This is a genomic window from Nocardioides sp. J9 (assembly GCF_007829375.1).
Classification (GTDB): Bacteria; Actinomycetota; Actinomycetes; order Propionibacteriales; family Nocardioidaceae; genus Nocardioides.
In genome coordinates this window covers 11,501-37,691 of record NZ_VLJQ01000084.1, presented here as the reverse complement: position 1 = coordinate 37,691, position 26,191 = coordinate 11,501, and the positions used below count along the sequence as shown (strand labels likewise).

Sequence of the window (26,191 nt, the reverse complement as noted above, 5' to 3'; positions counted from 1 at the left end):
CTGCCGCTCGGCGGGGCTGATCGGGAGCAGCAGCCGGCGGTCGCGCGGCGTGTGCGGGTGCGGCTTGTCGCCGGCGAGGATCGACCGCAGCCGGCCGGAGATGTCCTGGTAATCGTCGAAGCCCAGCACGGCGTCGGCCTCGGGCAGCGAGGAGGCCAGCTCCTCGCCGTACCGCTCGGCCAGGCAGCCGACGGCCACGACGGCCTGCGGGCGGCCGGTCTCCTTGAGGTCGGCCGCGGCGAGCAGGGTGTCGATCGAGTCCTTCTTCGCGGCGTCGACGAAGCCGCACGTGTTCACCACGACCGTGTCGGCGTCCTCGGGGTCGTCGACCAGCGCGAACCCGTCAGCGGCCAGTCGGCCGGCGAGCTCCTCGGAGTCGACGTCGTTGCGGGCGCACCCGAGGGTGAGCAGGGCAACCGAGACGGGGGTGGGAGTGCTGGTCATGTCCGGTCGAGGATACCGGCGATCCGCCCCGGGCCGGGATTCCCGGGGCGCCGGCGTGACCTGCGGCACTCCCCGGCGGCTCAGGAGCCCTTCCGGGCCGCGATGACCGTCTTGGTGACCTCGACGCCGGTCTCACCGAGCGCCTGCGGTTCCGCGTCGCCCACCGCGTAGGTGACCGAGCCGTCGGTGCTGTAGATCCGGATCGGCGGCACGACCTTGAGCTCGCTGGACTGGCCGAAGGCGAGGTTGCCCTCGAAGACGATCTTGCCGTCGGCGTCGCGGACGTTGAGCGTGGCACCGCCGCCGGCCGCGGTGAGCCGCAGCTTCACCGGCGTGCCCTTGGTCGTCATCTGCGTGATGCCGCCGCTCTGGTTGAGCACCGGCTCCTCCCCGACCGGGGCGGGGCCGCCCATGACCAGCCGGGCGATCGACCACACCAGGACCGCGCCCATGACGGCAGCGATCAGGACCGACCAGTTGCGGCCCCCGCGGGTGCTGCGGATCGCGCCGCCGGCGCCCGTGGCGAGCTCGGACTCGAACACACGGCGCGGGTCGACCGGCGCGTGGGCGTAGCGCTCGTCGTAGGCAGCCACCAGCGGCGCGGCGTCGATGCCGAGCACGCGGGCCAGAGTGCGCAGGTGGCCGCGGGCGTAGAAGTCGCCGCCGCACGGGCCGAAGTCGTCGACCTCGATCGCCTCGATGACGTGCGGACGGATGCGGGTGCGCTCGGAGAGCTGGTCGATCGTGAGGCGCAGGCGGTCACGGGCCGCCTGGACCTCCGGGCCGATGACCGGGTCCGCGGCCGGGCGGACCGCGAGGTCGTCGAGCACGACCGTGACGGACTCCTCGGGCTGCGCCGGCACGTCGGGCAGCACCGGCGCCGCGTGGGCGCGCGGCTGTGCCTGCACCTCGACGCGCGCGGACAGGACCGTCGGGCGGCCGGGGGCCGGGGGCTCGTCGGCCTCCCCTGCCTCGTCGGTGACCGCCTCGATCTCGTCGGTGCCGGCCTCGTCGTAGCGCTCGACGTCGGCGACCACGATCTCGTCGGTGGGCTCCGCGTCAGCGCTGTCGGCGGCAGCGGCCGGGGCGGCGCCGGCGGAGCGCCGGATCCACGACATCCGCGAGCGGAGCCGGTCGACCTCGGCCGGCCCCGGGGCGGCGGCCAGGTCCTCGTCAGGCACGACGAGTGCCTCTCCGCGCACCACGGTGTCCTCGACGTCGTCGACGGCACCATCCCGGACGAAGCCGGTGCGGTCCTCGGTGCGGTCCTCGGTGCGGTCCTCGGTGCGGTCCTCGGTCCGGTCCTCGGCGCGGTCACCGTCGAAGTCAGCGTCGCTGTTCTCGTCGACGTCCTCGGCGCTGTCCTCGGCGCTGTCCTCGTCGAGCTCGTCCTGCACCGCGTCGCGGCCCATCAGGCCGGCGGCGACCCGGGCGGCGATCCCCCGCCGCTCGCCCGGCGTGCCGGCCTCGTCGCCGTAGAGGTCGCTCAGGCTGGGCACGGAGTCGCGGCGCGGCTCGTCCTCGTCGACACCGCCCGGGACGACCTCGACGACGTCGGCACGGCCGTCGGCCAGGTCGGCGAGCACGTCGCTGAGCGACTCGGCCGACGCACCGACCACGCGGGTGGCCAGCGTCAGCGGGACCACGAGCTGCTGGTCGTCGTACCCGTCGACCAGGAGGTGGCCGTCGCGCAGCAGGCCGCGGCGCGGGAGGTGCTCGAGGCAGTCGACCTCGTCCCACGCGACGCCGCGCCACAGCGCGCCCTGGCGCAGCCGCACGCCGTGCTCGTCGGCGATGAGCAGGGGCGCCCGGCTGTCGGCGAGGGCGGCCAGGTGGATGCCGGTGACCACGAGCAGCACGCCGAAGGCGAGCCAGTCGAGCGTCGTGCCGCCGGTGAAGGCGCGTGCGGCGAACGCCACGGTCAGCAGCGCGGCGAACCCACCGACACCCGCCGCGAGGCCGGCGTTGCGGCGTACCTCTACCGCGTGGCCGGGCTCGGGGGCGGGGCGCTCCCCGGGGGCGTGGTCGTCGAGATCGGACGGCAGGTGCTCGGTCATCTGGGTCACGCCTCCCCCTGGATGGTCATGATCACGGAGTCGAGTTCATCGGGCTTGACCAGGACGTCGCGGGCCTTCGAGCCCTCGCTCGGGCCGACGACGCCGCGGCTCTCGAGGATGTCCATGAGGCGACCGGCCTTCGCGAAGCCGACGCGCAGCTTGCGCTGCAGCATCGACGTGGAGCCGAACTGGGTCGACACGACCAGCTCGATCGCCTGGACCACCAGGTCCATGTCGTCGCCGATGTCGTCGTCGAGGACCTTGTTCGACGCCGCCGGGGCGGTGACGTCCTCGCGGTAGACCGGCTCGAGCTGGGTCTTGCAGTGCTTGACGACCTGCTGGATCTCCGGCTCGCTGACCCACGATCCCTGGACTCTTATGGGCTTCGACGCACCCATCGGCAGGAACAACCCGTCACCCTGGCCGACGAGCTTCTCGGCACCGGGGGTGTCGAGGATGACGCGGCTGTCGGCGAGGCTGGAGGTGGCGAACGCCAGTCGGGACGGGACGTTCGCCTTGATCAGGCCGGTGACGACGTCGACCGACGGACGCTGCGTGGCGAGCACCAGGTGGATGCCGGCGGCGCGGGCGAGCTGGGTGATCCGGACGATCGAGCCCTCGACGTCGCGCGGGGCGACCATCATCAGGTCGGCGAGCTCGTCGACGATGACGAGCAGGTAGGGGTACGGCGTGAGCGTGCGCTCGCTGCCCGGCGGGACCTCGACCTTGCCCTCGCGGACGGCCTTGTTGAAGTCGTTGATGTGGCGGAAGCCGAAGTTCGCCAGGTCGTCGTACCGCATGTCCATCTCGCGGCACACCCACTCGAGGGCCTCGGCGGCCTTCTTCGGGTTGGTGATGATCGGCGTGATCAGGTGCGGCACGCCCTCGTAGGCGTTCAGCTCGACCCGCTTGGGGTCGACCATGATCATCCGCACCTCGTCGGGCGTGGAGCGCATCAGCACCGAGGTGATCATCGAGTTGATGAAGCTCGACTTTCCGGAGCCGGTGGCACCGGCGACGAGCAGGTGCGGCATCTTCGCGAGGTTCGCGACGACGAAGCCGCCCTCGACGTCCTTGCCGAGGCCGGCCACCAGCGGGTGGTGGTCGTTGCGGGCGACGTTGGACCGCAGGACGTCGCCGAGGGAGACGATCTCCTTGTCGGAGTTCGGGATCTCCACGCCGACCGCGGACTTGCCGGGGATCGGGCTGAGGATGCGCACGTCCTCGGAGCCGACCGCGTAGGAGATGTTGCGCTGGACGCCGAGGATCTTCTCGACCTTGACGCCCGTGCCGAGCTCGATCTCGTAGCGGGTGACCGTCGGCCCACGGGTGTAGCCGGTGACCTGCGCGTCGACGTTGAACTCGTCGAGCACGGTCTGCAGCCGTTCGACGACCTCGTCGCTGGCCTTGGAACGGGCGCGGTGCGGGTCGCCCGGCTTGAGGGCGGAGGGGTCCGGGAGCGTGTAGACGATGTCGCCGGACAGCGCGAGCTGCTCGACGCGCTGCGGCAGGTCGGCGTGCGGCGGCGGCTCGAGGTCGCCGGTCTCGTCCGGCGTGGCGGCTGCCGCCCCGGCCTGGGCCAGGCGGCGGCCGATGAGGGCGTTGGAGCCTGCCTCGGGGTCGACCGGCTCGTCGTCGACGAGCGGCACGTCGATGGGCTCGCGCAGCTCCATCGACTCCTCGACGGACGGGTCCGGCTCGGCCTTCTTGCGGCGACGCTTCTTCGGCTCGGTGAGCACCGGCGAGTCGTACGCCGGGTCACCCTCGCGCTCGAACACGTCGTCGAGGCGCAGCGCCTGGGTGTCGTCGCCGTCGTAGTCGTGGTGGCGGCCCAGCAGCAGGTCGCCGATCTCGCGCATCCGGTCCGGGATCCGGTAGAGCGGCGTCGCGGTGATCACCAGGACGCCGAAGAAGGCCAGCAGCGCGAGCAGCCCGACCACGACCGCCGGCGAACGGAGCAGGTCGAGCAGGAGCGCCGAGACGACGTACCCGACGGCGCCGCCGCCGTCGCGGAGCGCGGTGGTGTCGCCCTGGACCGGCTCGGGGGTGCCGTTGGCGATGTGGACGATGCCGAGCAGGCCGAACGAGAACGCCGTCCAGCCGATGACCTGGCGACCGACCGGGCCGTTGCCGATCGGGTCGCGCATGACCCGGCCACCGGCGAGCAGGACGAGCAGCGGGACGAACCAGCCGATCTTGCCGACCGTGCCGGAGACCGCGGCGCGGGTGAAGTCCATGACGCCGCCGGGGACCTCGAACCAGACAGCGGCGGCGATGACGAGGGCGACCCCGCAGAGCAGGAGGCCGAAGCCGTCGCGGCGCTGCTCCGGCTCGATCTCGCGCGCGCCGTGGCCGATGCCGCGGGTGACCGCGCCGACCATGTGGGCGAAGGCGAGCCAGAGGGCGACCACGCCCTGACCGATCGCGGTGAAGGTGCGGAAGACCGGCCCGGGACCGCTGCGGACGGCACGGGGTGCCGGCCGCCGGGCCGAGCTCGACTTCTTGGCCGGTGGCTTCTTCTTGGAGGTCGTACTACGGGATCGCGAGCTGGTCGTCTTCTTCGCGCCCGAGCGTGAGGAAGAGGTGGTCCTGCTGCGCGACGCCGTCGGGGAAGACGTACGGGTCGCCATGCTCACAACCTACCCACAAGTCCCATGTGTCACAGGGACAACACGCGCGGGGGTGCGGCGGGTGTGGTGTTTCACCACCTGGGTGGTGAAACACCCTGATGACGCCCCTGATTTCGTGTGCTCAGTCGTAGTTTCACCACCCAGGTGGTGAAACCCTGCCCGCCTCACGCCTCGACGACCACCGGGATGATCATCGGCCGCCGCTTGTGGGTGTTGCTGACCCAGCGGCCGATGGTGCGGCGCACGACCTGCTGGAGCTGGTAGGTGTCGGTGCTGCCCTCGTCGAGCGCGCGGTTGACGGCATCCACGATCGGCTGCTTGATCGCCTCGAAGTCCGAGTCGGCCCAGGCGTGGCCTCGGGCGTGGATCTCGGGGCCGGCGGAGACCTTGCCGGCGACGGAGTCGACGACCACGATCACCGAGACGAAGCCCTCCTCGCCGAGGATCCGGCGGTCCTTGAGCTCGGACTCGGTGACGTCGCCGACGGACTGGCCGTCGACGAACACGTAGCCGCACTCGACCTTGCCGACGACCTTCGCGACGCCGTCGACGAGGTCGACCACCACGCCGTCCTCGGCGTAGACGACGTTCTCGACGCCGGTCTGGCGGGCGAGGTCGCCGTTGGCGAGCATGTGCCGGACCTCGCCGTGCACGGGGAGCACGTTGCGCGGGCGGACGATGTTGTAGCAGTAGAGCAGCTCGCCGGCGCTGGCGTGGCCGCTGACGTGCACGAGCGCGTTGCCCTTGTGCACGACGCGGGCGCCGAGGCGGGCCAGGCCGTTGATCACTCGGTAGACGGCGTTCTCGTTGCCCGGGATCAGGCTGGAGGCGAGGACGACGGTGTCGCCCTCCTCGAGGTGCACGAAGTTGTGGTTGCGCTGCGCGATCCGGGCCAGCGCGCTCAGCGGCTCGCCCTGCGAGCCGGTGGAGATCAGCACCTGGCGCTCCGGCGCGAGGTCGGCGAGCTCCTTGGCCTCGACCATGACGCCGGGCGGGACCTTGAGGTAGCCCAGGTCGCGGGCGATCGCCATGTTGCGCACCATCGAGCGGCCGACGTACGCCACCTTGCGGTTGTGCTTGACCGCGGCGTCGAGGACCTGCTGGACGCGGTGCACGTGGGAGGCGAAGCAGGCGACGATGATCCGCTGGTCCGACTCGGCGAAGGCCTGCTCGAGCACCGGGGTGATCTTGCGCTCGGCGGTGGTGAAGCCGGGGACCTCGGCGTTGGTGGAGTCGGTGAGGAAGAGGTCGACGCCCTCCTCCCCCAGCCGCGCGAACGCGCGCAGGTCGGTGATCCGGCCGTCGAGCGGCAGCTGGTCCATCTTGAAGTCACCGGTGTGCAGCACGAGGCCGGCGCCGGTGCGGATCGCGACCGCGAGCGCGTCCGGGATGGAGTGGTTGACGGCGACGAACTCCAGGTCGAAGGGACCGAAGGAGATCCGGTCGCCCTCCTTGACCGTGTAGAACGGCGTCTGGCGCAGGCGGTGCTCGCGCAGCTTGGAGTTGACCAGCGCGAGGGTGAGCTCGGAGCCGACCAGCGGGATGTCCTGCCGCTCGCGCAGGAGGTACGGCGTCGCGCCGATGTGGTCCTCGTGGCCGTGGGTCAGCACCAGCGCCTCGACGGCGTCGAGCCGGTCCCGGATCGCAGCGAAGTCCGGCAGGATCAGGTCGACGCCCGGCTGGTGGTCGTCGGGGAAGAGCACGCCGCAGTCGACGATGAGCAGCCGACCGTCGTACTCGAAGACCGTCATGTTGCGGCCGACCTCGCCGAGGCCACCGAGCGGGATCACCCGCAGGCCGTTGGCGGGCAGCTCCGGCGGGGCGGACAGCTCGGGGTGCGGGTGCGACATCAGAGGAGGCCCGCCGCCTCGAGGCCTGCGCGGAGGTCGGCGACCTCCGCGTCGTCGAGCTCCAGCAACGGCGACCTGACGTGCCGGTTGGCCAGCACGCCGAGCAGCTGCATGGCGGCCTTGGCGGTCGTGGCGCCGTAGTTCGGCACGGCCATCACGGCCTCGAAGGCCGGGACCAGCGAGGTGTGGATGCGCAACGCCTCGGCGTGGTCGCCCCGCTGGAAGGCCTCGATCATCGCGCGCAGCTGCTTGCCGGCGACGTGGCCGACGACCGACACGACACCGACCGCGCCGTAGGCGAGGTAGCCGAGCGTGTTCACGTCGTCACCGGAGTAGACGCTGAAGCCGAGGTCGACCAGCTGCGCGGTGCGCGCCAGGTCGCCGGTGGCCTCCTTGACCGCCACGACGGTCTCCCAGTCGGCGACGGCGCGGTAGGTCGACAGGTCGATCTTGGTGCCGGTACGCCCCGGGACGTCGTAGAGCATGACCGGGACGTCGGAGGCCGCGACGACCTGGCGGAAGTGGTTGAGCACGCCCGCCTGGCTCGGCTTGTTGTAGTAGGGCGTCACCAGCAGCAGGCAGTCGGCGCCGACCTTCGCGGCCTGCTCGGCCAGCTCGACGGAGTGCCGGGTGTCGTTGGTGCCGACGCCGGCCACGACCTTGGCCCGGTCGCCCACGGCGTCCTTGACCGCGGCGAGGGTCTCGCCGTCCTCGGCGCCCGTGGTGGTCGGCGACTCGCCGGTGGTGCCGGTGACGACGATGCCGTCGTTGCCGTTGTCGACGAGGTACCTGGCGACCTTCTGCACCCCGTCCAGGTCGACGGAGCCGTCCTCGTGGAACGGCGTGACCATCGCTGTCAGCACGGTGCCGAAGGGTGCAGAAGTCATGTCGGCAAGCCTATCGCCAAGCCGCCGGATGACCGCGTCGCCGCCCCCGCCGAGTCGGTCACGTCCCGGTCACGGCACCCGTCACGACACCGGCCACGGCACCCGTCGGCACCGCTCACGGCACCTGGCACGTCCTGCTCAGACGTGCGGCATGACCTCCGCGGCCACCAGCCGCAGGTGGTCGAGGTCGGACAGGTCGAGGACCTGCAGGTAGATCCGCTGGCTGCCCAGCGCCTCGAACCGCTTGATCTTCTCCACGACCTCCTCCGGCGTGCCGGCGAGGCCGTTGAGGCGCAGCTCGTCGACCTCACGGCCGATCGCGGCGGCCCGGCGCGCGATGGTCGCCTCGTCCTCGCCGACGCAGAGGACCAGCGCGTTCGACCAGGTGATGTCCTGCGGGTCGCGGCCGATCTCCTCCGCCGCGCGGCGCACCCGTCCGAACTGCAGACCGGTGAACTCCTCGTCGACGAAGGGCAGGTTGAACTCGTCGGCGAACGCCGCGGCCAGCGCCGGCGTCTTGCGGGCCCCCTTGCCACCGATGAGCAGCGGTACGCCGCCGCGGTGGCCGCCGTCCTGAGCCGGCTTCGGCAGGGCCGGGCTGTCGGAGAGCTGGTAGTGCTTGCCGGCGTACTCGTAGCGCTCCCCCACCGGCGTGGTCCACAGCCCGGTGATCAGCTCGAGCTGCTCGGCGTAGCGCTCGAAGCGCTCGCCGGTGTCCGGGAAGGGGATGCCGTAGGCGGTGTGCTCGGCCTCGAACCAGCCTGCGCCGAGGCCGAGCTCGACGCGGCCGCCGCTCATCTGGTCGACCTGCGCGACCTGGATGGCGAGCACGCCCGGGTAACGGAAGGTGGCGCTGGTCATCAGCGTGCCCAGCCGGATGGTGGAGGTGTCGCGCGCCAGGCCGGCCAGCGTCGTCCACGCGTCGGTGGAGCCGGGCAGCCCGTCACCGCCCATGTGCAGGTAGTGGTCGCTGCGGAAGAAGGCGCCGAAGCCCAGCTTCTCGGCCTCGAGCGCGACGGCCAGGAGGTCGTCGTAGGTCGCACCCTGCTGCGGTTCGGTGAAGACGCGGAGCTCCATGGAGACACCTTGGCAGGACCGACCAAGGCGCCGCCAGAAGGGGTGGCCGGACAAGGGCCGGACTGTGACGCCTGTCGCGACGCCGCCGCTAGGCCGTGCCGCCGCAGGCGAAGACCCGCTCCCACCACACGACGGTGAAGCCGTCGCGGGGCTCGCGGCGCACCTCGCGCCAGCGCCTCGGGCTGAAGGCCGGGTAGTGGGTGTCGCCCTCCGGGGAGAGCGGGACCTCGGAGATGACCTGCTCGTCGGCGTACGGCATCGCAGCGTCGTAGACCGCTGCTCCCCCGCCGATCATCACCTGCCGGTCGGCCGGCTGGTCGGCGAGGATCCGGTCGGCGAGCTCGAGCGCCTCGGTGATCGAGTGGGCGACCTCCACCCCCTCGGCGGTGTACGACGGGTCGCGGGTCAGCACGATCGTGGTGCGCCCGGGCAGGGGCCGGCCGATGCCCTCGTGGGTGGTGCGGCCGAGCACGAGGACGTGCCCCATCGTGGTCGCCTTGAAGTGCTGGAAGTCCTCGGGGATCTTCCACGGGATGTCGGCGTCGGCGCCGATCACGCCGTTCTCGGCGACCGCGGCCACCATCGTGACCCGCCGCCCGGCAGGGGTGCTCATCTGTGCTGGACCGACTCTCGACCTAGACCGCGATCGGGGCCTTGATGGCGGGGTGGGGGTCGTAGCCCTCGACGCTGATGTCCTCGAGCTCGAAGGCGTCGATCTCGGTGACGTCGGGGTTGAGCAGCAGCCTCGGCAGCGGCCGCGGCTCGCGGGTCAGCTGGAGGCGCGCCTGCTCGAGGTGGTTGGCGTAGAGGTGCGCGTCACCGAGCGTGTGCACGAGCTCGCCGACCTGCAGCCCGGTCACCTGGGCGACCATGTGGGTGAGCAGGGCGTAGGAGGCGATGTTGAACGGCACGCCGAGGAAGACGTCGGCCGAGCGCTGGTAGAGCTGGCAGCTGAGCCGGCCTCCGTCCCGCGGGTCGACGTAGAACTGGAAGAGGCTGTGGCACGGCGGCAGTGCCATGTCGTCGACCTGGGTCGGGTTCCACGCCGAGACGATGTGGCGGCGGCTGTCGGGGTTGGTGCGGACCTGCTCGATCACCCGCGCGAGCTGGTCGATGTGCCCGCCGTCGGGGGTCGGCCACGAGCGCCACTGCGCGCCGTACACCGGGCCGAGGTCGCCGTTCTCGTCGGCCCACTCGTCCCAGATCGTGATGCCGCGCTCCTGCAGCCAGCGCACGTTGGTGTCGCCGCGCAGGAACCACAGCAGCTCGCCGAACACCGAACGCGTGTGGATCTTCTTCGTGGTGACCAGCGGGAAGCCAGCGGTGAGGTCGAACCGCATCTGGTGACCGAACACGCTCAGCGTCCCGGTGCCGGTCCGGTCGCCCTTCTGCGTGCCCTCGTCGAGGATCCGCTGGACGAGGTCGAGGTACGCGCGCACGGCCTCAGGCTAGTCGGCCCCCGGGTGTCCGCGGCACACCCGTCCCGCGGACCGCGAGAAAGGCGGGGCGCCGCCCGCGCGGGCGCGTCGTCGTCGCCGGCCCCGTCGGCCCTGTGACGTCCGCCACCGCCCCCGCGGGACGCACCGGCTACCCATCGGAACCGAGGACGAAAGCCGGTCTCGACCGGCCGTGCCCGCGTGCCACGATCTGCCGACCCCCAGCCCCCGAACACAACGAGAAGGACATCCATGGCTCCCTCCATCCGCTCCCGCATCACCGCAGGAGCCGGGGCGCTCGCCCTGGCCGGCGCCGCCCTCAGCATGACCGCCGCCCCCGCCTTCGCCGACCACGGCGCGTCCCCGTCGGACAGCACCGCGAGCTGCGCCGAGGCCGGCGGCAGCTTCGCCGACCTCGGCGACGGCGTGACGACCTGCACGGTGGTCACCACCGCGACCCGGGTCGTCGACGGGCTCCACCCGACCCGGAAGTGGACCGTCGAGCTCACCGACACCACCACGACCGTCTACACGACCACCGTCACCGAGGTGTGGGTCGAGGACGGCACCTTCTGCCAGAACCCCGGCGGCCAGAACCTCCCCCACGACGCGTGGAACCCGGAGACGCCCGGGACGGGCAACCCGAACTGCGTCGAGGCCTACCAGAACGGTGGCACCCAGCCTGGCACCCCCGGCTTCACGATCGTGGCGGCCGGCCACTGGGACGTCACCGTGACGCACGACGAGTCGTCGGAAACCACCACGGAGCGGACCGGCTGCTGGAACCACGGCAACCAGCCGGTGGACCTCGCTCACCAGTTCTGCCAGGTCACGGGCGTCGCCTGACCCCACCGGTCACGCCGGACCACAGCGGAGGAGCCCGCACCCACCCCGGGTGCGGGCTCTTCCCGTGTCATCGCCCCGGCCCGGGCGCGCGGTGCGTCCTCAGAGACGCACGGAGCCGCTGATCGTGGTGAGGGTGTCGCCGCCGACCCAGATGGTGCCGTCGTCCGCGGTCTCGACGTGCACGCGGCCGCGACGCCCCAGGACGGTCCCCTGGGACGCGACGTACGACGACGGGAGGGCCTCGCCGGCCAGCCACTGCGCCAGCGCCGCGTTGAGCGAGCCGGTGACCGGGTCCTCGGTGATCCCGGTGTCGTGGGGCAGGAAGGCGCGCACCTCGACAGCGGCCGGGCCGCCGTCGTCGTAGGGACCGACGACGCCGATGCGCTCGCGCAGCGCGACGAAGTCGGGGCGCAGCGCGAGCACGGCCTCGGCGGAGGCCAGCCGCATCCCGATCCAGCCCGGCCCGTTGTCGCACCACGCGACGTCGAGGACGTCGGAGCGGTCCAGGCCCAGCGCGGCGGCGGCTGCGACGACCCGCTCCTCCTCGACCGGCCCGGAGCGCAGCAGGTCCGGGGCAGCGAAGGCGAGGCGTCCGCCCTCGGTGCGCAGTCGCACCAGCCCGACGCCGCACTCCTGGACGACGTGCTCCCCCGAGGGAACGCCACCGGCCTCGCGCCACGCGTGGGCGGAGCCGAGGGTCGGGTGGCCGGCGAAAGGCAGCTCCTCGCTCGGGGTGAAGATCCGCAGGCGGTAGTCGGCCGACGGGTCCGTCGGCGGCAGCAGGAAGGTCGTCTCCGAGAGGTTGGTCCAGCGCGCGAACGCCGCCATCTGCTCGTCGGTGAGCCCCTGCGCGTCGTGCACCACGGCGACCGGGTTGCCGAGCATCGGCTCGGCGGTGAAGACGTCGACCTGCCGGAACGGCCTGGCTCCTGCGTCGCTGCCCATCAGCTCACGCCCATCAGCTCACGCCGAGAGCGACATCGGGCCGTAGACCTCGCGGTCGGCCTCGAAGAGGGTCACCTGGGCGACGCCGGCGTCCGCCAGCTCGGGCCAGGTCTCGCCGATCCACGACTCCGCGTCGCCCTGGCTGGGGAAGGTCTGGGCGGCGAGGTCGCCGGTGACGGACACCTCGGCGCCGGAGGCGTCCTCGAGGCGCCAGCGCCACGGCTGCTCGACGGGCGGGCGGAACGGGGACACACCGGGCTGGTCGGGAAGGTTCATTGCTCAATCCTGCCGGACGGACGGCTGGACGAACGGGGGCTTGGTGACCTGGAAGACCTCGGGCCGGCCGCGGACGTCGACCATCACCTCGGCGCCGTCGTCGACCGCCGTCGCCACGAGGGCGAGCGCGATGCCCTTGCGCAGCGTGGGCGAGAAGGTGCCCGAGGTGACCTCACCGAGCGGCACGTCGCGCAGCAGCCGGACGCTCATGTGCGGGCGCGGGATGGCACGACCGGTGGAGACCAGGCCGACCAGGCGGCGCCGCGGGCCGGACTCGCGCTCGGCGAGGACCTTGTCGCGGCCCCAGAAGGCCTCCTTCTTCCAGCCCACGGCCCAACCCAGGCGCGCCTCGTTGGGCGTGATGTCGGGCGAGATGTCCTGTCCGTGCAGCGGGTAGCCCATCTCGGTGCGCAGCGTGTCCCGGGCGCCGAGGCCGGCGGGCACCAGGCCGTGCGGCGCCCCCGCGGCCATCAGGGCGTCCCAGAGCGCCGGGGCGAACGAGGAGGGCGCGATCAGCTCGTAGCCGCGCTCGCCGGTGTAGCCGGTGCGGCAGACGATCACCCGCGCGTCGGGGTCGGCGTCACCGTCCCCGGCCTCCCACGGCGCCTCGACGAAGGTGAGGTAGTCGTGCCCGACCGGCAGCCCGACGGCGGCGACGACCTCGTCGGCCTTCGTGCCCTGGATCGCGAGCACGACGTAGTCGCGGTGGTGGTCGACGACCTCGACACCTTCCGGCGCGGCGGCGACCAGGCGGCGTCGTACCTCCTCGTTGTTGGAGGCGTTCGGGACGACCAGGACGTGCTCGTCGTCGCGGTAGTAGGTGAAGACGTCGTCGACGATCCCGCCGGTCTCGTCGTCGAGGACGAGGCTGTACTGCGCCCGGCCGGGTCCGATCCGGTGCAGGTCGTTGGACAGCGTCGAGTTGAGGAACTCCACGGCGCCCGGGCCGCGCACCACGAGCTTGCCGAGGTGGCTGACGTCGAAGATGCCGACGCCGGAGCGCACCGCGGTGTGCTCCTTGACCACGCCGGTGGGGTACTCCAGCGGCATCAGCCAGCCGCCGAACTCCGAGAACTTCGCGCCCAGCGCCTCGTGACGGTCGTGGAGCGGGGACTGCAAGGGGGTCGCGTCGGCCATGCGTCGGAATCTATTGCATGACCCGGTCGATATCCTGCGCCGGTGACGACCTTCGCGCTCCGCTCGGCCAGCCCCGCCAAGACCAGGGCGGAGGCCGTCGTGGTCGGGGTGCTCCCCGACGGCGGCCTGGCCGCGGGCGCCGAGGACGTGGCAGCGGCGTACGGCCGCMAGCTGAGCGGCCTGCTCGCCACGCTCGGGGTCAAGGGCCGGCCCGGCGACGTCGTCAAGGTGCCGACGCACGGGACCATCTCCTCACCGCTGCTGGTGCTGGTCGGGCTGGGCGACCCGGTCGGGCCCGACGACACGGTCGACGCCGCCGCGGTACGACGAGCGGCGGGCAACGCCGCCCGGGCGATCACCAACGCCGCCTCGGTCGCGCTGGCCCTGCCGGCGGACACGCCCGAGCTGGTGCGCGCCGTGGTCGAGGGCTACCGGCTCGGCGGCTACTCGTTCACGTCGTACAAGTCCAAGCCGGGCACGCCGACGGACCCCGCCGAGGTCGTGGTGCTGTCCCCCGTCGCCCGGCGCTCCGAGGTCGCCTCGGCACTCGAGCCGGCGCAGGTGGTCGTCGACGCCGTCGTCGCCACCCGCGACTGGGTCAACACGCCGCCCGCCGACCTGACCCCGCCGAAGTTCGCCGACGCGATCGCCGCCGCGGTGAAGGCGGCCAACAAGGGCCTGCCCGCCGGCGGCAGGGTGAAGGCGACCGTCCTCGACGAAAAGCGTCTGGCCGAGCTCGGCTGCGGCGGCATCCTCGCCGTCGGGCCGAGCCCCCGCGGCTGGTGGAGCTGGAGTACCGCCCCAAGGACGCGGTCGCCCACGTCGCGCTCGTCGGCAAGGGCATCACCTTCGACTCCGGCGGCCTGTGGATCAAGCCGGCCGCCAGCATGGGCACGATGAAGGAGGACATGGCCGGCGCCGCCGCCGTCGTGCAGGCCACCCTCGCCGCGGCCCGGCTCGGCCTCCCGGTGCGGGTCTCCGCCTACGCCGCACTCGCCGAGAACATGATCGGCGAGGCCGCGATGCGTCCCGGCGACGTGCTGACCACCTACGACGGCACCACCGTCGAGGTCTCCAACACCGACGCCGAGGGCCGGCTGGTGCTGGCCGACGCCCTCGGCCGCGCGGTGGAGGCCGGCCCCGACGTGGTGGTCGACATCGCCACGCTCACCGGCCACATGGTGCTCGCGCTGGGCGACCGGATGGCCGGGGTGCTCGGCGACGACGCCGTGGTCGAGGAGGTGCTGTCCGCGGGCCGCGCCGCGGGCGAGGACGCCTGGCCGATGCCGATCCCGGACTTCTTCGACTCCCGCATCCGCAGCAGCACGGTCGCCGACCTGGCGCAGTACGACGGCATCCGCTGGGGTGGTGGCATCTTCGCCGCGGCCTTCCTGCGCGAGTTCACCGGCGGGCTGCCCTGGGCGCACCTCGACATCGCCGGACCGACCTTCAACAAGGGCGGCGCGAACGGCCACCTCGTCCCCGGCGCGACCGGCTACGGCGTGGCGACGCTCGTCGAGCTGCTGCGGGCGCGCGCCGAGGCCTGAGCCTCGACCGGTCCGCCCGGCGCGGCAGGCTCAGAGGTCGCGGCGGAGCTGCTCCTTCTGCGCCTTGCGCACCCGGGAGTTGTAGTCGCGCATCCGCTGCGGCACGCCGACCACCGCGGCGTCGTACGACGGCACCTGGTGGCGGTTGCAGAAGTCGTGGGCCCACTTCACCGACGGCACCCCTCCCCGTCGTGGGCGACGAGCAGCAGGGTGACCTCGCTGACCGCCGTACGCGGCTCCACGAAGCCCTCGACGCCGCGTCGCTCCTGCACCCACGTGCGCAGGTGGTCCTCGTCGGTGCGGTCGGAGGCACGCACCCGGGTCGATCCCGTGCGCGCCGCGTCCGGCGCGGGGTTACTCATGCGTACCCCGGATCGGCGCCGGAAGCGGTCGAACAAACCCATGCAACTAGTTTGCCCGAACCACGGGTGACCCGTTGCGAGTTGCCTCCACCGAAGTGCAAGGATGGCTCCCATGGCGACCGAAGTCACTCTCCCCGCGCTCGGTGAGTCCGTCACCGAAGGCACCGTCACCCGCTGGCTCAAGCAAGTCGGCGACCAGATCGCTGTCGACGAGCCACTGCTCGAGGTCAGCACCGACAAGGTGGACACGGAGATCCCGTCCCCCGTTGCCGGCACGCTGATCGAGATCCGCGCGAACGAGGACGACACGGTCGAGATCGGCGCCGTGCTCGCGGTCGTCGGCGACGCCGACGAGGGCTCCGGCGGCTCGTCCGACGAGGCCCCTGCGGAGGAGGCGGCGGAGGAGGCGGCGGAGGAGCCTGCTGAGGAGCCCGCCCAGGAGGAGCCGGCCCAGGCCGAGCCCGAGCAGCCGGCGGCGTCCGGTGACTCTGGTGGCTCGGGTGGCTCGGGTGGCTCGGGTGGCTCGGGTGGCGGTTCCGGTACGCCGGTCACGCTGCCCGCGCTGGGCGAGTCGGTCACCGAGGGCACGGTCACCCGCTGGCTCAAGCAGGTCGGTGACGAGGTCGCCATGGACGAGCCGCTGCTCGAGGTGAGCACCGACAAGGTCGACACCGAGATCCCGTCGCCGGTCGCCGGCACGCTGCTCGAGATCAAGGCCGAGGAGGACGAGACCGTCGAGGTCGGTGCCGAGCTCGCCATCATCGGCTCCGGCTCCCCCGCGTCGTCCGGCTCGTCCGACTCCGGCTCGTCCGACTCGGCCCCGGCCGAGGAGGCGAAGCAGGAGGCCGCCCCGGAGCCGCAGGCCGAGGAGGAGCCCGAGCCCGCCGAGGAGCCGGCCGAGGAGAAGCCCGAGCCGGTCGACAACGCCCCGGCCCCGGCCGACGACCAGGCCGCCCCCGCCCAGACCGCATCGGCCGAGCCGTCATCCAGCCCCTCGCCCGCCGTCGCACAGGCCGCTGCCGCCTCGACCGGCGAGGAGGGCCCCGGCTACGTGACCCCGCTGGTCCGCAAGCTCGCCGCCCAGCACGGCGTCGACCTGTCGACCGTGAAGGGCTCCGGCGTCGGTGGCCGGATCCGCAAGCAGGACGTCCTCGACGCCGCGGCCGCCGCGAAGTCGAGCGCCCCGGCCGGATCGGCCCCCGCCGCCCCGGCCTCGTCCGGCTCGAAGGCGCCGGCCCCCGCCGCGAGCTCGAGCCCGTCGCCGCTGCGCGGCCAGACCGTCAAGGTCACCCGCCTGCGCAAGATCATCGCCGAGCGGATGGTGGAGTCCCTGCAGGTCTCCGCCCAGCTCACCCAGGTGGTCGAGATCGACGTCACGAACATCGCCCGCCTGCGGGAGAACATCAAGGAGGAGTTCCTGGCGCGTGAGGGCGTCAAGCTCACCTACCTGCCGTTCTTCACCAAGGCCGCGATCGACACGCTCAAGCAGCACCCGGCCCTGAACGCGACCCTCGACCTCGACGAGGGCACGATCACCTACAACGACCGCGAGAACGTCGCCTTCGCGGTCGACACCGAGAAGGGCCTGCTCACGCCGGTCGTCAAGGACGCCGGTGACCTGTCGATCTCGGGCCTGGCCCGCAAGATCGCCGACGTCGCCGAGCGGACCCGCACCAACAAGATCGGCCCCGACGAGCTGTCCGGCGGCACCTTCACGATCACCAACCTGGGCAGCTTCGGCGCCCTGTGGGACACCCCGATCATCAACCAGCCGCAGGTCGCCATCCTCGGCCCCGGTGCCGTGGTCAAGCGTCCCGTGGTGATCGACGACGAGGACCTCGGCGAGACCATCGCCGTGCGCCACATGGTCTACTTCGCGCTCACCTACGACCACCGCGTGGTCGACGGCGCGGACGCCGGCCGCTTCCTGCGGGACCTGAAGGCCCGCCTGGAGTCCGGCCAGTTCGAGGTCTGACCCACCGGTCGACGACGCCCCCGCCGCAGTCTGCGGCGGGGGCGTCTCGCTTTTCCGGGGCGAGCGGGCGGGCGTCGTACTCCGTGGCCGGTTCCTGGACCTGGTGGCTGCTGCAGAGGTCAACAAGCTCGGGAATCACCTCCGAGGCGGTGATTCCTGCGACCCGTGGGACGGATGGGACGTGCCCGGCCGACGCGAGCCGGCAGCCGGCTCTCCACCGGGACTTGGTGGCCGCTTCCTGGACTTCGTGGCCGATGCAAGAGCCAACGAGTTCGGGAATCACCTCCGGAGCGGTGATTCCTGTGACGCGTGGGACTCCCCACCCGACCCACCACCGGCCGGACTTCCTGACCGTTCCTCGCACTTCCTGACCGTTGCACCGGTCAGGAAGCGAGGGAATCACCGCTGAAGAGGCGATTCCCACCCCCGGTCAGTGGCCGAGCAGCCGCATCGTCCCGCGGTAGGACACCGTGACCTCCTGGCCACCGATGCTGACCGTCGAGCTGCCCCTCAGCCTGGTGTCGGCGTCCACCGGGGAGATCCGGTCGGGACGTCCCGTGATCGTGCCGCTGCCGCTCGCGGTGGACTCCACGATCTCGCCGCCGCCGGCCGCGGGGCCGGGGGTGGCTTCCTGCTCGACCTCGACCTCGACGGTGTAGCCGTCGTCGGTCAGCTCAGTGAGCTCGTAGGTGGAGGTGACGACCATCGTCGCGCCACCGACCTGCACGGTGGTCTCGGCGCGCCAGCGGGCGCCGGTGCCGACCTCCTCGCCGGGGAAGGGCACGGAGGTGGCGAAGGCCTGCGAGGCGATGTTGTCGAGGAGCCGGGCGACCAGGTCGGGCGCGTCGTCGCCGAGGTCGAGGTCGGTGGAGCGGGGGACGCCGTCGCGTCCGTGGACGACGTGGGCGGTCGTACCGGCGACCAGGTCGAGGGCCGGTCCCGCCACCGCCTCCGCACCCCGCGGCACGTCCCCGGGTCCGAGGGTGGGCTTGCCGTAGACGACGTCGGCGGTGACCGTCGTGCCGTCGGCCGCGGTGACGGTGGTGGTCCACGGGATGGCCACCGGGACGGTCATCTTCCCGGACCCGAGGTCCATCGTCAGCCGCAGCTGCGCGGAGGACCTCTCCGAGTGGCCCTGCCCGACCGTCAGCTCGAGCACCCGCCGGGGCTCGCTGCCGGCGTCGAGCAGCTCCACGCCCGAGTCGGCCGGCCCCGGGGAGTCCGCGCTGGCGTCGTCCCCCGGCGTGGCGGTGGCGCTCGCCGTGGGCGAACCGTCTGCACCCACCGGGCGGGAGCCCTGCTCCGGCTCGGGGTCGTCGCTGCAGCCCGCGAGTGCGAGCGCGGCAACGGCGGCGACGGCGAACCTGGCGGTCCTGGCGGTACGGCGGCGGGGGTCGGTCACGGGTTCTCCTCCTCGGGGGGGCCACAGGGTGTCATGCCCTTCCCCCGGCTGGCACGCTGTGCCCGTGACCTCCGAGCGCCTGTCCGTCGTCGTGGCCGGTTCGTCCGGCTTCCTGGGCCGCCACCTCGTCGCCGAGCTGCGCGAGCGCGGCCACCGCGTCACCGCGCTGGTGCGTCGTCCCGCGGAGGCGGGCGAGTCGACCTGGGACCCGCAGGGCGGCGAGGTCGACACCGACCTGGTCCAGGGCGCGGACGTGGTGGTCAACCTCGCCGGCGCGCCGCTGGTGGGCAACGTGCACTCGAAGCAGTGGGCGAAGGACGTGCGCTCCAGCCGGGTCGCCACCACCAGCCTGCTGGCCGCGACCATCGCTGCGGCCCCCTCGCCGCCCGCGCTGGTCAACGCCTCCGGCGTCGCGTGGTACGGCGACCACGGGTCCGCCGAGCTCACCGAGGCCTCTGACACCCGCGGCCACGCGTTCCTCACCCGGGTGAGCCGGGAGTGGGAGGCCGCCACGCGGCCCGCCGCGGACGCCGGCGCCCGCGTCGTCCTGCTGCGCACCTCCCCGGTGCAGGACCGGAGCAACCCGCCGTTGCAGGCCCAGCGGCTGCAGTTCCTCGCCGGGCTCGGCGGGCGGATCGGCAGCGGGAAGCAGCACTACCCGCTGGTCTCGCTGCGCGACTGGGTCGGTGCGGCGAGCTTCCTGGTCGAGCACCCGACCGCGTCGGGCCCGGCGAACCTGTGCGCCCCGTCGACCCCGACCAACGTCGAGTTCACCGCCACCCTCGCGCGCCTGCTGCACCGCCCCGCGCTCCTCCCGGTCCCCGCGGCCGCGATCAGGGTCGCCGCCGGCAAGATGGCGCCCGAGGTGCTCGGCTCGCTCAACCTCCGTCCGCAGGCGTTGCTCGACCTCGGCTTCGAGTTCGCGGACCGCGACGTCGAGGCCGTGCTGCGCACCGGCCTCGGGCACTGAGCGCTGGCCCTAGTCCGGTCCCGCCAGCTCCACCACCGACGCCAGGCGCCACTCCCCGCCGACCCTGCGGAAGTCCAGGCGGCGCCGGCTCGCCGAGTCGCGCGGCAGCACCCGGCGCTGCCGGTCCGGGCCGACCGCCTCGGCCCCCACCAGCCGGTCGGTGACGACCAGCACCAGCCTCCGGTCGGTGCGCCGGTGCAGCTCCACGGCGAGCACCTGCATCACCATGCCCTCCACCCGCAGCCCCCGGTCGGCCCAGCGCTCGAGCATCGCGACGTCCGCCCGGCCCGCCGCCGAGTCACGCGTGTAGAGCCGGCGCAGCGCGCCCGGGTCCCCCGCCGCCCACGCCGCTGCCCGGGCCCGGTCCCACTCGCGCAGCACGGCCAGCGAGCCCACGGCGCGCACCACGCTGACGTCGCGCGCGCCCGGCGCCACCACCGCGACGGGTCCCGCGGCCGTCGTACCGCCGGGCTGGGGGCGAGTCGCGAGCACGACCAGCCCGGCAGCGAGCAGCAGGACGACCGTCGTACCGACGATGACCGCGCGTGCGCCCCGGATCCGCATGCCCCGATCCTGCGCCTTCCGGCGTCGACGTGCGTCCGGTCGTCCACAGGCCCCGCAGTAGGGTGACGGACGTGACGCTGGACTTCCGGGAGGTCGGGTTCGGGCCCGAGGCGATCGACTACATGGCGGCGTGGGACCTGCAGCGCGAGCTGCACCAGGAGGTCGTCGACGGCTCGCAGACCCAGCCCGTGCTGCTGCTCGAGCACCCGCCGGTGTTCACGGCCGGACGGCGCACCAAGCCGCAGGACCGGCCGGTCGACCCCGGCGGCGCGCCCGTCATCGACGTCGACCGGGGCGGGGAGATCACCTTCCACGGACCCGGGCAGCTCGTGGGCTACCCCATCGTCCGCCTGCCCGACCACGTCAAGGTCGTCGACTACGTGCGCCGCGTCGAGGAGGCCCTGATCGCGGTCTGCGCCGACTTCGGCGTCACCACCGCCCGCGTCCCGGGCCGCAGCGGCGTGTGGCTCAGGGCCGACGACCGCGGCCCCGAGCGCAAGATCGCCGCGATCGGCATCCGGGTGCGCCGCGGCGTGACCATGCACGGCTTCTCGCTCAACTGCGACGTCGACCTCAGCTGGTTCGACCGGTTCGTGCCGTGCGGCATCTCCGACGCCGGCGTCACCTCGCTCTCCCACGAGCTCGGCCGCGACGTCCCCGTCACCGAGGTGCTCGCCCCGGTGCGCCACCACCTCGCCGACCTCCTGGCGTGGGGGCCGTACGTCGCGACGCCGGACTACGAGCCGCGTCCGGACCCCGCGAAGTCGCACGCCTCTTCCGGCGTGGCGGTGCTGTCCTACCCCGCTCGCTGACCCCATACTCGGTATCCATCGGTCGTGGGCCGGTGTGACCGAGAGTGGAGTACCGGATGAGCGACCTAGTCATCGAGACGCGCGGCCTGCGCAAGGAGTTCCGCAGCCTGCGCGGCGGCGTGCGGGTCGCGGTCCAGGACCTCGACCTCGCGGTGCCCGCAGGCGGCGGGGTCCACGGCTTCCTGGGGCCTAACGGCTCCGGCAAGACCACCACCATCCGGATGCTGCTCGGCCTGTCCCGGCCCTCCGGCGGCACCATGCGGCTGTTCGGCGAGGCCGTGCCGGAGCGGCTGCCGCACGTGATCGGCCGGGTCGGCGCCGTCGTGGAGTCCCCCAAGTTCTCCCCCAACTTCAGCGGCCGGCTCAACCTCGAGCTGCTCGCCGACGCGATCGGCGCCCCGCGCTCTCGGGTCGACCAGGCCATCGAGACGGTGCAGCTGACCGGACGCGACAAGGACCGCTACAAGTCCTACTCGCTCGGCATGAAGCAGCGGATCGCGATCGCGGCGACCCTGCTCAAGGACCCGGCCCTGCTGATCCTCGACGAGCCCACCAACGGCCTCGACCCGGCAGGCATCCGCGAGATCCGCGAGACCATCCGCGGCCTCGGGCAGGCCGGGGTGACCGTGCTGCTGAGCTCGCACATCCTCGCCGAGGTCCAGCAGGTGTGCACCTCGGCAACGATCATCGGCAACGGCCGCATGCTCGCCTCCGGCCGCGTCGACGACCTGCTCGGCACGACCACCGTGCACCGCGCCGTGGTGCCCGACCCGGCCCGCGCCGCCGAGGTGCTCGGGCGCGCCGGGCTGGCCGCGTCGGTCGACGGCGACGGCGTCCGCGTCGAGACCGAGGACGCCGCGCAGGTCACCCGGGTGCTCGGCGAGGCCGGCATCTGGTTGAGCGCACTGGCCAACGAGCGGCCCGACCTCGAGACCGTCTTCCTCGAGCTCACCCGGTCCGAGCAGCTCGGCGGCGGCCCGGCAGGCGTCCCGCCCACGGCACCACCCGCGCCACCACCGGGACCGGCCCCTGCCGTCCGTCCCGACGGCCCGGCGGGAGGTGCCGCATGACCCGGCTGCTCCGCGTCGAGCTCCGTCGCTACCTGCACCGGCGCGCCGTCGTACTGCTGCTGGCGGGGTGCCTCGCCGCACCCGTGCTGATCGGGGTGTCCACCTGGTTCGACACCCGACCGGCCTCCGACGCCGAGATCGCGTCCGCACAGGCCGAGGTCGAGCGCGCGAAGGCCGACGGCGAGTACCGCCAGGCGGTCGACGACTGCGTCGCCAATCCCATGGACTGGGGCATCACCGCGCGCGACGAGAACGCCGTGCGTGAGGAGTGCCGCGCCCAGAACGAGCCGCAGCTGGACTGGTTCCTCTACAGCCCCGAGCTGGACCTCGACGAGCAGCAGAGCCAGTCCGGGGTCGCGGTGGCCTCGCTCCTGGCGATCCTGCTGCTGCTCGCCGGCACGACCTTCACCGGGCACGACTGGAACAGCGGGTCGGTGAGCAACCAGCTGCTCTTCGAGCCGCGCCGGCCCCGTGTCTGGACCGCCAAGGCGGTCGTCGTCACGGGTGTCGCCCTCGTCGTCGCAGCCGTGGTCATGACGGCGTACTGGTCCGGCCTCGCCGCCGTCGCCGAGGCCCGTGGGGTGCTCCGGGACGGGCAGCTGGTCGACGCCCTCCAGATGGGCTGGCGCAGCGCCGGGGTCGCAGCGACCGCCGCACTGCTCGGCTATGCGCTGACCATGCTCTTCCGCAGCACCGTCGCGACGATCGGCGTCCTGCTCGGCGCCTCCGTCGCCGGCAGCCTGGTGCTGCTGGCCCTCGGGTTCGACGAGCGGTGGAACCCCGGCATCAACATCGCTGCGCTGATCGACAACGGCGCGACCTACTACTCCGACGAGGCCTGCGAGGCAGCGACCGAGGACGGGGAGTACGTCGACTACGGTCCGTGCGAGGCAGAGGTGACCTTCACCGACGCCTCGCTCTACACGGGTTCGTTCCTCCTGCTCTCCGGGGTGGCGTCCTTCGCCTCCTTCCGGCGCCGCGACGTCCCCTGAACCGGCGCCTGGACCTGGGCCGCCGAGGGGCTACTGGCCGGTCGCTCCGCGATGCCGGGGGCACATCGCCCGCGGAGTAGGCTGACCGGGTGACTGCTGCACCCGAGGGACGCAAGCTTCTCCGGCTGGAGGTCCGCAACGCGGAGACCCCGATCGAGCGGAAACCTTCCTGGATCAAGACCCGCGCCAAGATGGGCCCGGAGTACACCGCGCTGCAGAAGCTGGTGAAGTCCGAGGGCCTGCACACGGTGTGCCAGGAGGCCGGCTGCCCGAACATCTTCGAGTGCTGGGAGGACCGCGAGGCGACCTTCCTCATCGGCGGCGACCAGTGCACCCGCCGCTGCGACTTCTGCCAGATCGACACCGGCAAGCCGCAGCCGCTCGACCGCGACGAGCCGCGCCGCGTGGCCGAGTCCGTGCAGCAGATGGAGCTCAAGTACGCCACCATCACCGGCGTCGCCCGTGACGACCTCCCCGACGGCGGCGCCTGGCTGTACGCCGAGACCGTCCGCGCGATCCACGAGCTCAACCCCGGCACCGGCGTCGAGAACCTCATCCCCGACTTCAACGGCCGCCCCGAGCTGCTGGCCGAGGTCTTCGAGTCGCGGCCCGAGGTGCTCGCGCACAACGTCGAGACCGTCCCGCGGATCTTCAAGCGGATCCGTCCGGCGTTCCGGTACGAGCGCTCCCTCGACGTGCTCACCCAGGCCCGCGCGTTCGGGCTGGTCACGAAGTCGAACCTGATCCTGGGCATGGGCGAGACCCGCGAGGAGGTCTCCCAGGCCCTGCGCGACCTGCACGAGGCGGGTTGCGAGCTGGTGACCATCACCCAGTACCTGCGCCCCTCCCCCCGGCACCACCCCGTCGAGCGGTGGGTCAAGCCCGAGGAGTTCGTCGAGCTCGCCACCGAGGCGGAGGAGATCGGGTTCGCGGGTGTCCTCTCGGGACCGCTGGTCCGTTCGTCGTACCGCGCCGGTCGTCTGTATCGTCAGGCGATGGCCGCGCGCGACGCGCGCGCCGAAGCCACCGCCTGAGTCCCGCCCGAGGAGAACGCAGCACCCCATGTCGAACACGCCCCTCGACCCCTCCAAGATGAGCCGTCGCCGGCAGATCCTCGAGACCTACCGGATGACGCGGGAGGTCGACCCGTCGATCCGCTGGTGGCTGCTCGGCACCTTCGTCCTCGCCGCCGGCCTCGGCATGGCGCTGTTCCGGTTCGTGCTGCCGGCCAACGACGGCGTCTTCTCCTGGATCCTCTCCAGCATCGCCAGCTTCCTCATCGGCCTGTTCGCGCTGCTCATCGTCTTCGGCCGCCGCGCCCAGAAGGCGGCGTTCGCCCGCCTCGAGGGCCAGCTCGGCGCCGCCGCCCGCGCGCTCACCCTGCTGCGCCGCGGCTGGGTCATCGACGAGGTCGTCGGCTTCACCAAGCAGCAGGACATGGTCCACCGGGTCGTCGGCCCGCCGGGCATCGTCCTGGTCGCCGAGGGCAACGCCAGCCGCGTCCGCCAGCTGCTCATCAGCGAGCACAAGAAGCACGAGCGGGTCGTCGGTGAGTACCCCGTCCACGACGTGCTCGTCGGCAACGACGAGGGCCAGGTGCCGATCAAGGGCCTCGTCAAGCACGTCCGCAAGCTCGGCCGCCAGGTCAAGCCCGCCGACGTCACCGAGATCCGCCAGCGCCTGCGCGCCCTCGACGCCCAGCGCCCCAAGGCCCCCATCCCGCGGGGCCCGGTGCCGACCTCGATGAAGGGCATGCGCGGCAACCTCCGCGGCCGCTGAGCACTTCTCCACAGCCTGCCACCTGCCGGTGGCGCCACTCGCCCGGATCGGGTTAGCGTCGTGCACGCGTCCCCGGTCCGGGCGCAGTCGTTTTCTCGGGAGGACCCATGCGCCCGCTCCGCGCCCTGGCAGCGACCGCCGTCGCGCTCGCCCTGATGGCGGGCTGCTCCGACGACGACCCCGCCCCGACCGAGCCCTCGTCGACCCCGACCGAGAGCCGCCCACCCACCGCCTCCCCCACCCCGGAGACTCCCGAGGAGCCCGCGCTGCCGGACGCGGCGAGGAAGGCGACCAAGGCCGGGGCGCGGGCGTTCATCTCCTACTACTGGGACCTGATCAACTACGCGCAGGTCACCGGGGACGTGAAGGCGCTGAAGCGGGTGTCGGGACCGACCTGCGAGGGGTGTCGCCGCGCGACGAAAGCCGTTGAGAACCTCTACTCCGACGGCGGTCACGCGGAAGGTGGCGAGTACGCCCTGACAATCGAGAAGGTCAAGCGACTCACGGCGAGCGGCTCGCCCCCCGGGGCGGAAGCCTTCATCCGTGTTCGAAACGCCGAGCAGCGCATCATTCGCGGATCGGATGTGGAAACCTCCGCCCCTAAGACAAGTCGATTCGTGACTTATCTGATCTGGGTTGATGGGGCGTGGCGGACAGACATCTTGGAGCCGCGATGAGAGCGCTAGTCGCTGTAGCCGCGTTTCTGCTGGTGAGCGCAGTGCCTGCCGCGGCCGACGACGACAACGGCGTCACAGCAGGCACCACCGAAGGCGGCCTGATCGCCGACGCGGTCAACGAAAAGCCCCCCGACGGCCAAGTCCAGAATGGCGCGCACCAAGGCTCAGGTCCGGTAGACGGGCCGTCCATTCAATTGGGCGCGGGCAACTGCGCCGGTGCAACCGCCGTCACCGATGCGTCCCTCGACGTCACCTTCTGCCAGCAGTACGCGGAGCCGGCCACTCCTGCGCTCACCACCGGACACGTCCGCCGCGCCTTCGCCGAGCTGAGGCTCCCCGCCGGCGAGATGGTGGTCCAGCCGCCCGACGGCCGGACCCTGGTCAACTTCGACACGAACTTCTACACCACGACCACCGAGCCGATCACCCGCACAGTCCGGCTCCTCGGCCGCCGGG

25 protein-coding genes and 2 pseudogenes are annotated in these 26,191 nt (G+C 72.5%); 12 read left to right on the top strand and 15 right to left on the bottom strand.

The annotated features are described in order from the left end of the window. The 8 genes and pseudogenes from L615_RS14300 to L615_RS14265 all read right to left on the bottom strand — a co-directional run. Window positions 1–444 (bottom strand): annotated as a pseudogene (locus tag L615_RS14300) (hypothetical protein); the annotation flags it as partial. A gap of 80 nt (window positions 445–524) precedes the next feature. Beyond that, a complete protein-coding gene (locus tag L615_RS14295) occupies window positions 525–2,501 on the bottom strand; it encodes a helix-turn-helix domain-containing protein (RefSeq protein ID WP_261376705.1) in 1,977 nt (658 codons plus the stop codon). A gap of 5 nt (window positions 2,502–2,506) precedes the next feature. Then, window positions 2,507–5,131: a DNA translocase FtsK gene (locus L615_RS14290; protein WP_145725509.1), complete on the bottom strand. Its 2,625-nt coding sequence runs from the start codon at window positions 5,129–5,131 to the stop codon at window positions 2,507–2,509. Between the two features lie 164 nt (window positions 5,132–5,295). Next, window positions 5,296–6,981: a ribonuclease J gene (locus L615_RS14285; protein ID WP_145725508.1), complete on the bottom strand. Its 1,686-nt coding sequence runs from the start codon at window positions 6,979–6,981 to the stop codon at window positions 5,296–5,298. After that, window positions 6,981–7,868 (bottom strand): 4-hydroxy-tetrahydrodipicolinate synthase, encoded by an 888-nt coding sequence (gene dapA / locus L615_RS14280; protein WP_145725507.1) that lies wholly within the window; start codon window positions 7,866–7,868, stop codon window positions 6,981–6,983. The genes L615_RS14285 and dapA overlap by 1 nt, the downstream gene beginning before the upstream one ends. 138 nt (window positions 7,869–8,006) lie before the next feature. Then, entirely contained in the window at window positions 8,007–8,945 is a 939-nt protein-coding gene (locus tag L615_RS14275; protein WP_028655431.1) for an LLM class F420-dependent oxidoreductase, read from the bottom strand. Window positions 8,946–9,033: 88 nt separating this feature from the next. Further along, window positions 9,034–9,558 (bottom strand): dihydrofolate reductase, encoded by a 525-nt coding sequence (locus tag L615_RS14270; protein ID WP_145725506.1) that lies wholly within the window; start codon window positions 9,556–9,558, stop codon window positions 9,034–9,036. 22 nt (window positions 9,559–9,580) lie between these two features. Further along, window positions 9,581–10,384 carry a thymidylate synthase gene (locus tag L615_RS14265; protein WP_028655430.1) on the bottom strand — a complete coding sequence of 268 codons (804 nt, stop codon included), beginning with the start codon at window positions 10,382–10,384 and terminating at the stop codon, window positions 9,581–9,583. A 249-nt stretch (window positions 10,385–10,633) separates the two neighbouring features. Between L615_RS14265 and L615_RS14260 the strand changes: the two genes are divergently transcribed. Next, window positions 10,634–11,227: a hypothetical protein gene (locus L615_RS14260; protein WP_145725505.1), complete on the top strand. Its 594-nt coding sequence runs from the start codon at window positions 10,634–10,636 to the stop codon at window positions 11,225–11,227. Between the two features lie 99 nt (window positions 11,228–11,326). Here the strand turns inward: L615_RS14260 and L615_RS14255 are convergent, their stop codons facing one another. The 3 genes from L615_RS14255 to gcvT are packed head-to-tail and all read right to left on the bottom strand — an operon-like array spanning window position 11,327 to window position 13,585. After that, on the bottom strand, window positions 11,327–12,172 hold the full coding sequence (locus L615_RS14255) for a PhzF family phenazine biosynthesis protein (RefSeq protein ID WP_036517462.1): 846 nt from the start codon (window positions 12,170–12,172) through the stop codon (window positions 11,327–11,329). Window positions 12,173–12,190: 18 nt separating this feature from the next. Then, window positions 12,191–12,448, bottom strand: coding sequence for a hypothetical protein (locus L615_RS14250; protein WP_145725504.1), 258 nt, complete (start codon window positions 12,446–12,448; stop codon window positions 12,191–12,193). A 3-nt stretch (window positions 12,449–12,451) separates the two neighbouring features. Further along, window positions 12,452–13,585 carry a glycine cleavage system aminomethyltransferase GcvT gene (gene gcvT, locus L615_RS14245; protein WP_186449873.1) on the bottom strand — a complete coding sequence of 378 codons (1,134 nt, stop codon included), beginning with the start codon at window positions 13,583–13,585 and terminating at the stop codon, window positions 12,452–12,454. A 42-nt stretch (window positions 13,586–13,627) separates the two neighbouring features. Here gcvT and L615_RS24285 point away from each other — a divergent pair, with 42 nt between their 5' ends. Together L615_RS24285 and L615_RS24280 are read left to right on the top strand one after the other, a co-directional pair. Then, the gene (locus tag L615_RS24285; protein WP_261376703.1) at window positions 13,628–14,485 is read left to right on the top strand and encodes a M17 family peptidase N-terminal domain-containing protein; all 858 of its coding nucleotides are present in this window, start codon (window positions 13,628–13,630) and stop codon (window positions 14,483–14,485) included. Further along, a complete protein-coding gene (locus L615_RS24280; protein ID WP_261376702.1) occupies window positions 14,368–15,132 on the top strand; it encodes a M17 family metallopeptidase in 765 nt (254 codons plus the stop codon). The genes L615_RS24285 and L615_RS24280 overlap by 118 nt, the downstream gene beginning before the upstream one ends. Before the next feature lie 30 nt (window positions 15,133–15,162). Here L615_RS24280 and L615_RS24275 read toward each other — a convergent pair whose 3' ends face one another. Next, entirely contained in the window at window positions 15,163–15,303 is a 141-nt protein-coding gene (locus tag L615_RS24275; RefSeq protein WP_261376701.1) for a hypothetical protein, read from the bottom strand. Beyond that, window positions 15,300–15,536, bottom strand: coding sequence for a hypothetical protein (locus L615_RS24270; protein WP_261376700.1), 237 nt, complete (start codon window positions 15,534–15,536; stop codon window positions 15,300–15,302). The genes L615_RS24275 and L615_RS24270 overlap by 4 nt, the downstream gene beginning before the upstream one ends. Window positions 15,537–15,606: 70 nt before the next feature. On the opposite strand from L615_RS24270, the gene sucB reads away from it, so the two are divergent. Beyond that, the gene (sucB, locus tag L615_RS14225; protein WP_145725501.1) at window positions 15,607–17,469 is read left to right on the top strand and encodes a 2-oxoglutarate dehydrogenase, E2 component, dihydrolipoamide succinyltransferase; all 1,863 of its coding nucleotides are present in this window, start codon (window positions 15,607–15,609) and stop codon (window positions 17,467–17,469) included. 430 nt (window positions 17,470–17,899) lie between these two features. Here the strand turns inward: sucB and L615_RS14220 are convergent, their stop codons facing one another. After that, complete coding sequence (locus L615_RS14220; RefSeq protein ID WP_186449872.1) at window positions 17,900–18,871, bottom strand: hypothetical protein; 972 nt, start codon at window positions 18,869–18,871, stop codon at window positions 17,900–17,902. Between the two features lie 64 nt (window positions 18,872–18,935). Here L615_RS14220 and L615_RS14215 point away from each other — a divergent pair, with 64 nt between their 5' ends. Further along, on the top strand, window positions 18,936–19,841 hold the full coding sequence (locus L615_RS14215; RefSeq protein WP_186449871.1) for a TIGR01777 family oxidoreductase: 906 nt from the start codon (window positions 18,936–18,938) through the stop codon (window positions 19,839–19,841). Window positions 19,842–19,850: 9 nt separating this feature from the next. On the opposite strand, the gene L615_RS14210 is transcribed toward L615_RS14215, so the two are convergent. Then, window positions 19,851–20,405, bottom strand: coding sequence for a hypothetical protein (locus tag L615_RS14210; RefSeq protein ID WP_145725498.1), 555 nt, complete (start codon window positions 20,403–20,405; stop codon window positions 19,851–19,853). Window positions 20,406–20,476: 71 nt separating this feature from the next. On the opposite strand from L615_RS14210, the gene lipB reads away from it, so the two are divergent. From lipB to L615_RS23360, 7 genes and pseudogenes are all read left to right on the top strand, one after another. After that, a complete protein-coding gene (gene lipB, locus L615_RS14205; RefSeq protein WP_186449870.1) occupies window positions 20,477–21,217 on the top strand; it encodes a lipoyl(octanoyl) transferase LipB in 741 nt (246 codons plus the stop codon). A 56-nt stretch (window positions 21,218–21,273) separates the two neighbouring features. Further along, window positions 21,274–22,287: an ABC transporter ATP-binding protein gene (locus L615_RS14200; RefSeq protein WP_145725496.1), complete on the top strand. Its 1,014-nt coding sequence runs from the start codon at window positions 21,274–21,276 to the stop codon at window positions 22,285–22,287. Then, a complete protein-coding gene (locus tag L615_RS14195; RefSeq protein WP_145725495.1) occupies window positions 22,284–23,279 on the top strand; it encodes a hypothetical protein in 996 nt (331 codons plus the stop codon). The genes L615_RS14200 and L615_RS14195 overlap by 4 nt, the downstream gene beginning before the upstream one ends. Window positions 23,280–23,368: 89 nt before the next feature. Next, window positions 23,369–24,313: a lipoyl synthase gene (lipA, locus tag L615_RS14190; RefSeq protein ID WP_145725494.1), complete on the top strand. Its 945-nt coding sequence runs from the start codon at window positions 23,369–23,371 to the stop codon at window positions 24,311–24,313. Window positions 24,314–24,341: 28 nt separating this feature from the next. Then, a complete protein-coding gene (locus L615_RS14185) occupies window positions 24,342–25,058 on the top strand; it encodes a DUF4191 domain-containing protein (RefSeq protein ID WP_145725493.1) in 717 nt (238 codons plus the stop codon). Window positions 25,059–25,165: 107 nt separating this feature from the next. Continuing rightward, window positions 25,166–25,735: a DUF6318 family protein gene (locus L615_RS14180; RefSeq protein WP_145725492.1), complete on the top strand. Its 570-nt coding sequence runs from the start codon at window positions 25,166–25,168 to the stop codon at window positions 25,733–25,735. 32 nt (window positions 25,736–25,767) lie between these two features. Next, window positions 25,768–26,191 (top strand): annotated as a pseudogene (locus tag L615_RS23360) (hypothetical protein); the annotation flags it as partial.

What these genes read in the sequence shown, in the direction of transcription:
- L615_RS14290 (WP_145725509.1), bottom strand. Translation starts at nt 5,131, where the DNA reads ATGGCGACCCGTACGTCTTCCCCGACGGCGTCGCGCAGCAGGACCACC.
- L615_RS14260 (WP_145725505.1), top strand. Translation starts at nt 10,634, where the DNA reads ATGGCTCCCTCCATCCGCTCCCGCATCACCGCAGGAGCCGGGGCGCTC.
- L615_RS14250 (WP_145725504.1), bottom strand. Translation starts at nt 12,448, where the DNA reads ATGAACCTTCCCGACCAGCCCGGTGTGTCCCCGTTCCGCCCGCCCGTC.
- dapA (WP_145725507.1), bottom strand. Translation starts at nt 7,868, where the DNA reads ATGACTTCTGCACCCTTCGGCACCGTGCTGACAGCGATGGTCACGCCG.
- L615_RS14210 (WP_145725498.1), bottom strand. Translation starts at nt 20,405, where the DNA reads ATGCGGATCCGGGGCGCACGCGCGGTCATCGTCGGTACGACGGTCGTC.
- L615_RS14295 (WP_261376705.1), bottom strand. Translation starts at nt 2,501, where the DNA reads ATGACCGAGCACCTGCCGTCCGATCTCGACGACCACGCCCCCGGGGAG.
- L615_RS14270 (WP_145725506.1), bottom strand. Translation starts at nt 9,558, where the DNA reads ATGAGCACCCCTGCCGGGCGGCGGGTCACGATGGTGGCCGCGGTCGCC.
- L615_RS24270 (WP_261376700.1), bottom strand. Translation starts at nt 15,536, where the DNA reads ATGGGTTTGTTCGACCGCTTCCGGCGCCGATCCGGGGTACGCATGAGT.
- L615_RS14200 (WP_145725496.1), top strand. Translation starts at nt 21,274, where the DNA reads ATGAGCGACCTAGTCATCGAGACGCGCGGCCTGCGCAAGGAGTTCCGC.
- L615_RS14180 (WP_145725492.1), top strand. Translation starts at nt 25,166, where the DNA reads ATGCGCCCGCTCCGCGCCCTGGCAGCGACCGCCGTCGCGCTCGCCCTG.
- L615_RS14195 (WP_145725495.1), top strand. Translation starts at nt 22,284, where the DNA reads ATGACCCGGCTGCTCCGCGTCGAGCTCCGTCGCTACCTGCACCGGCGC.
- L615_RS14275 (WP_028655431.1), bottom strand. Translation starts at nt 8,945, where the DNA reads ATGGAGCTCCGCGTCTTCACCGAACCGCAGCAGGGTGCGACCTACGAC.
- L615_RS14185 (WP_145725493.1), top strand. Translation starts at nt 24,342, where the DNA reads ATGTCGAACACGCCCCTCGACCCCTCCAAGATGAGCCGTCGCCGGCAG.
- L615_RS14255 (WP_036517462.1), bottom strand. Translation starts at nt 12,172, where the DNA reads ATGGGCAGCGACGCAGGAGCCAGGCCGTTCCGGCAGGTCGACGTCTTC.
- L615_RS14285 (WP_145725508.1), bottom strand. Translation starts at nt 6,981, where the DNA reads ATGTCGCACCCGCACCCCGAGCTGTCCGCCCCGCCGGAGCTGCCCGCC.
- gcvT (WP_186449873.1), bottom strand. Translation starts at nt 13,585, where the DNA reads ATGGCCGACGCGACCCCCTTGCAGTCCCCGCTCCACGACCGTCACGAG.
- sucB (WP_145725501.1), top strand. Translation starts at nt 15,607, where the DNA reads ATGGCGACCGAAGTCACTCTCCCCGCGCTCGGTGAGTCCGTCACCGAA.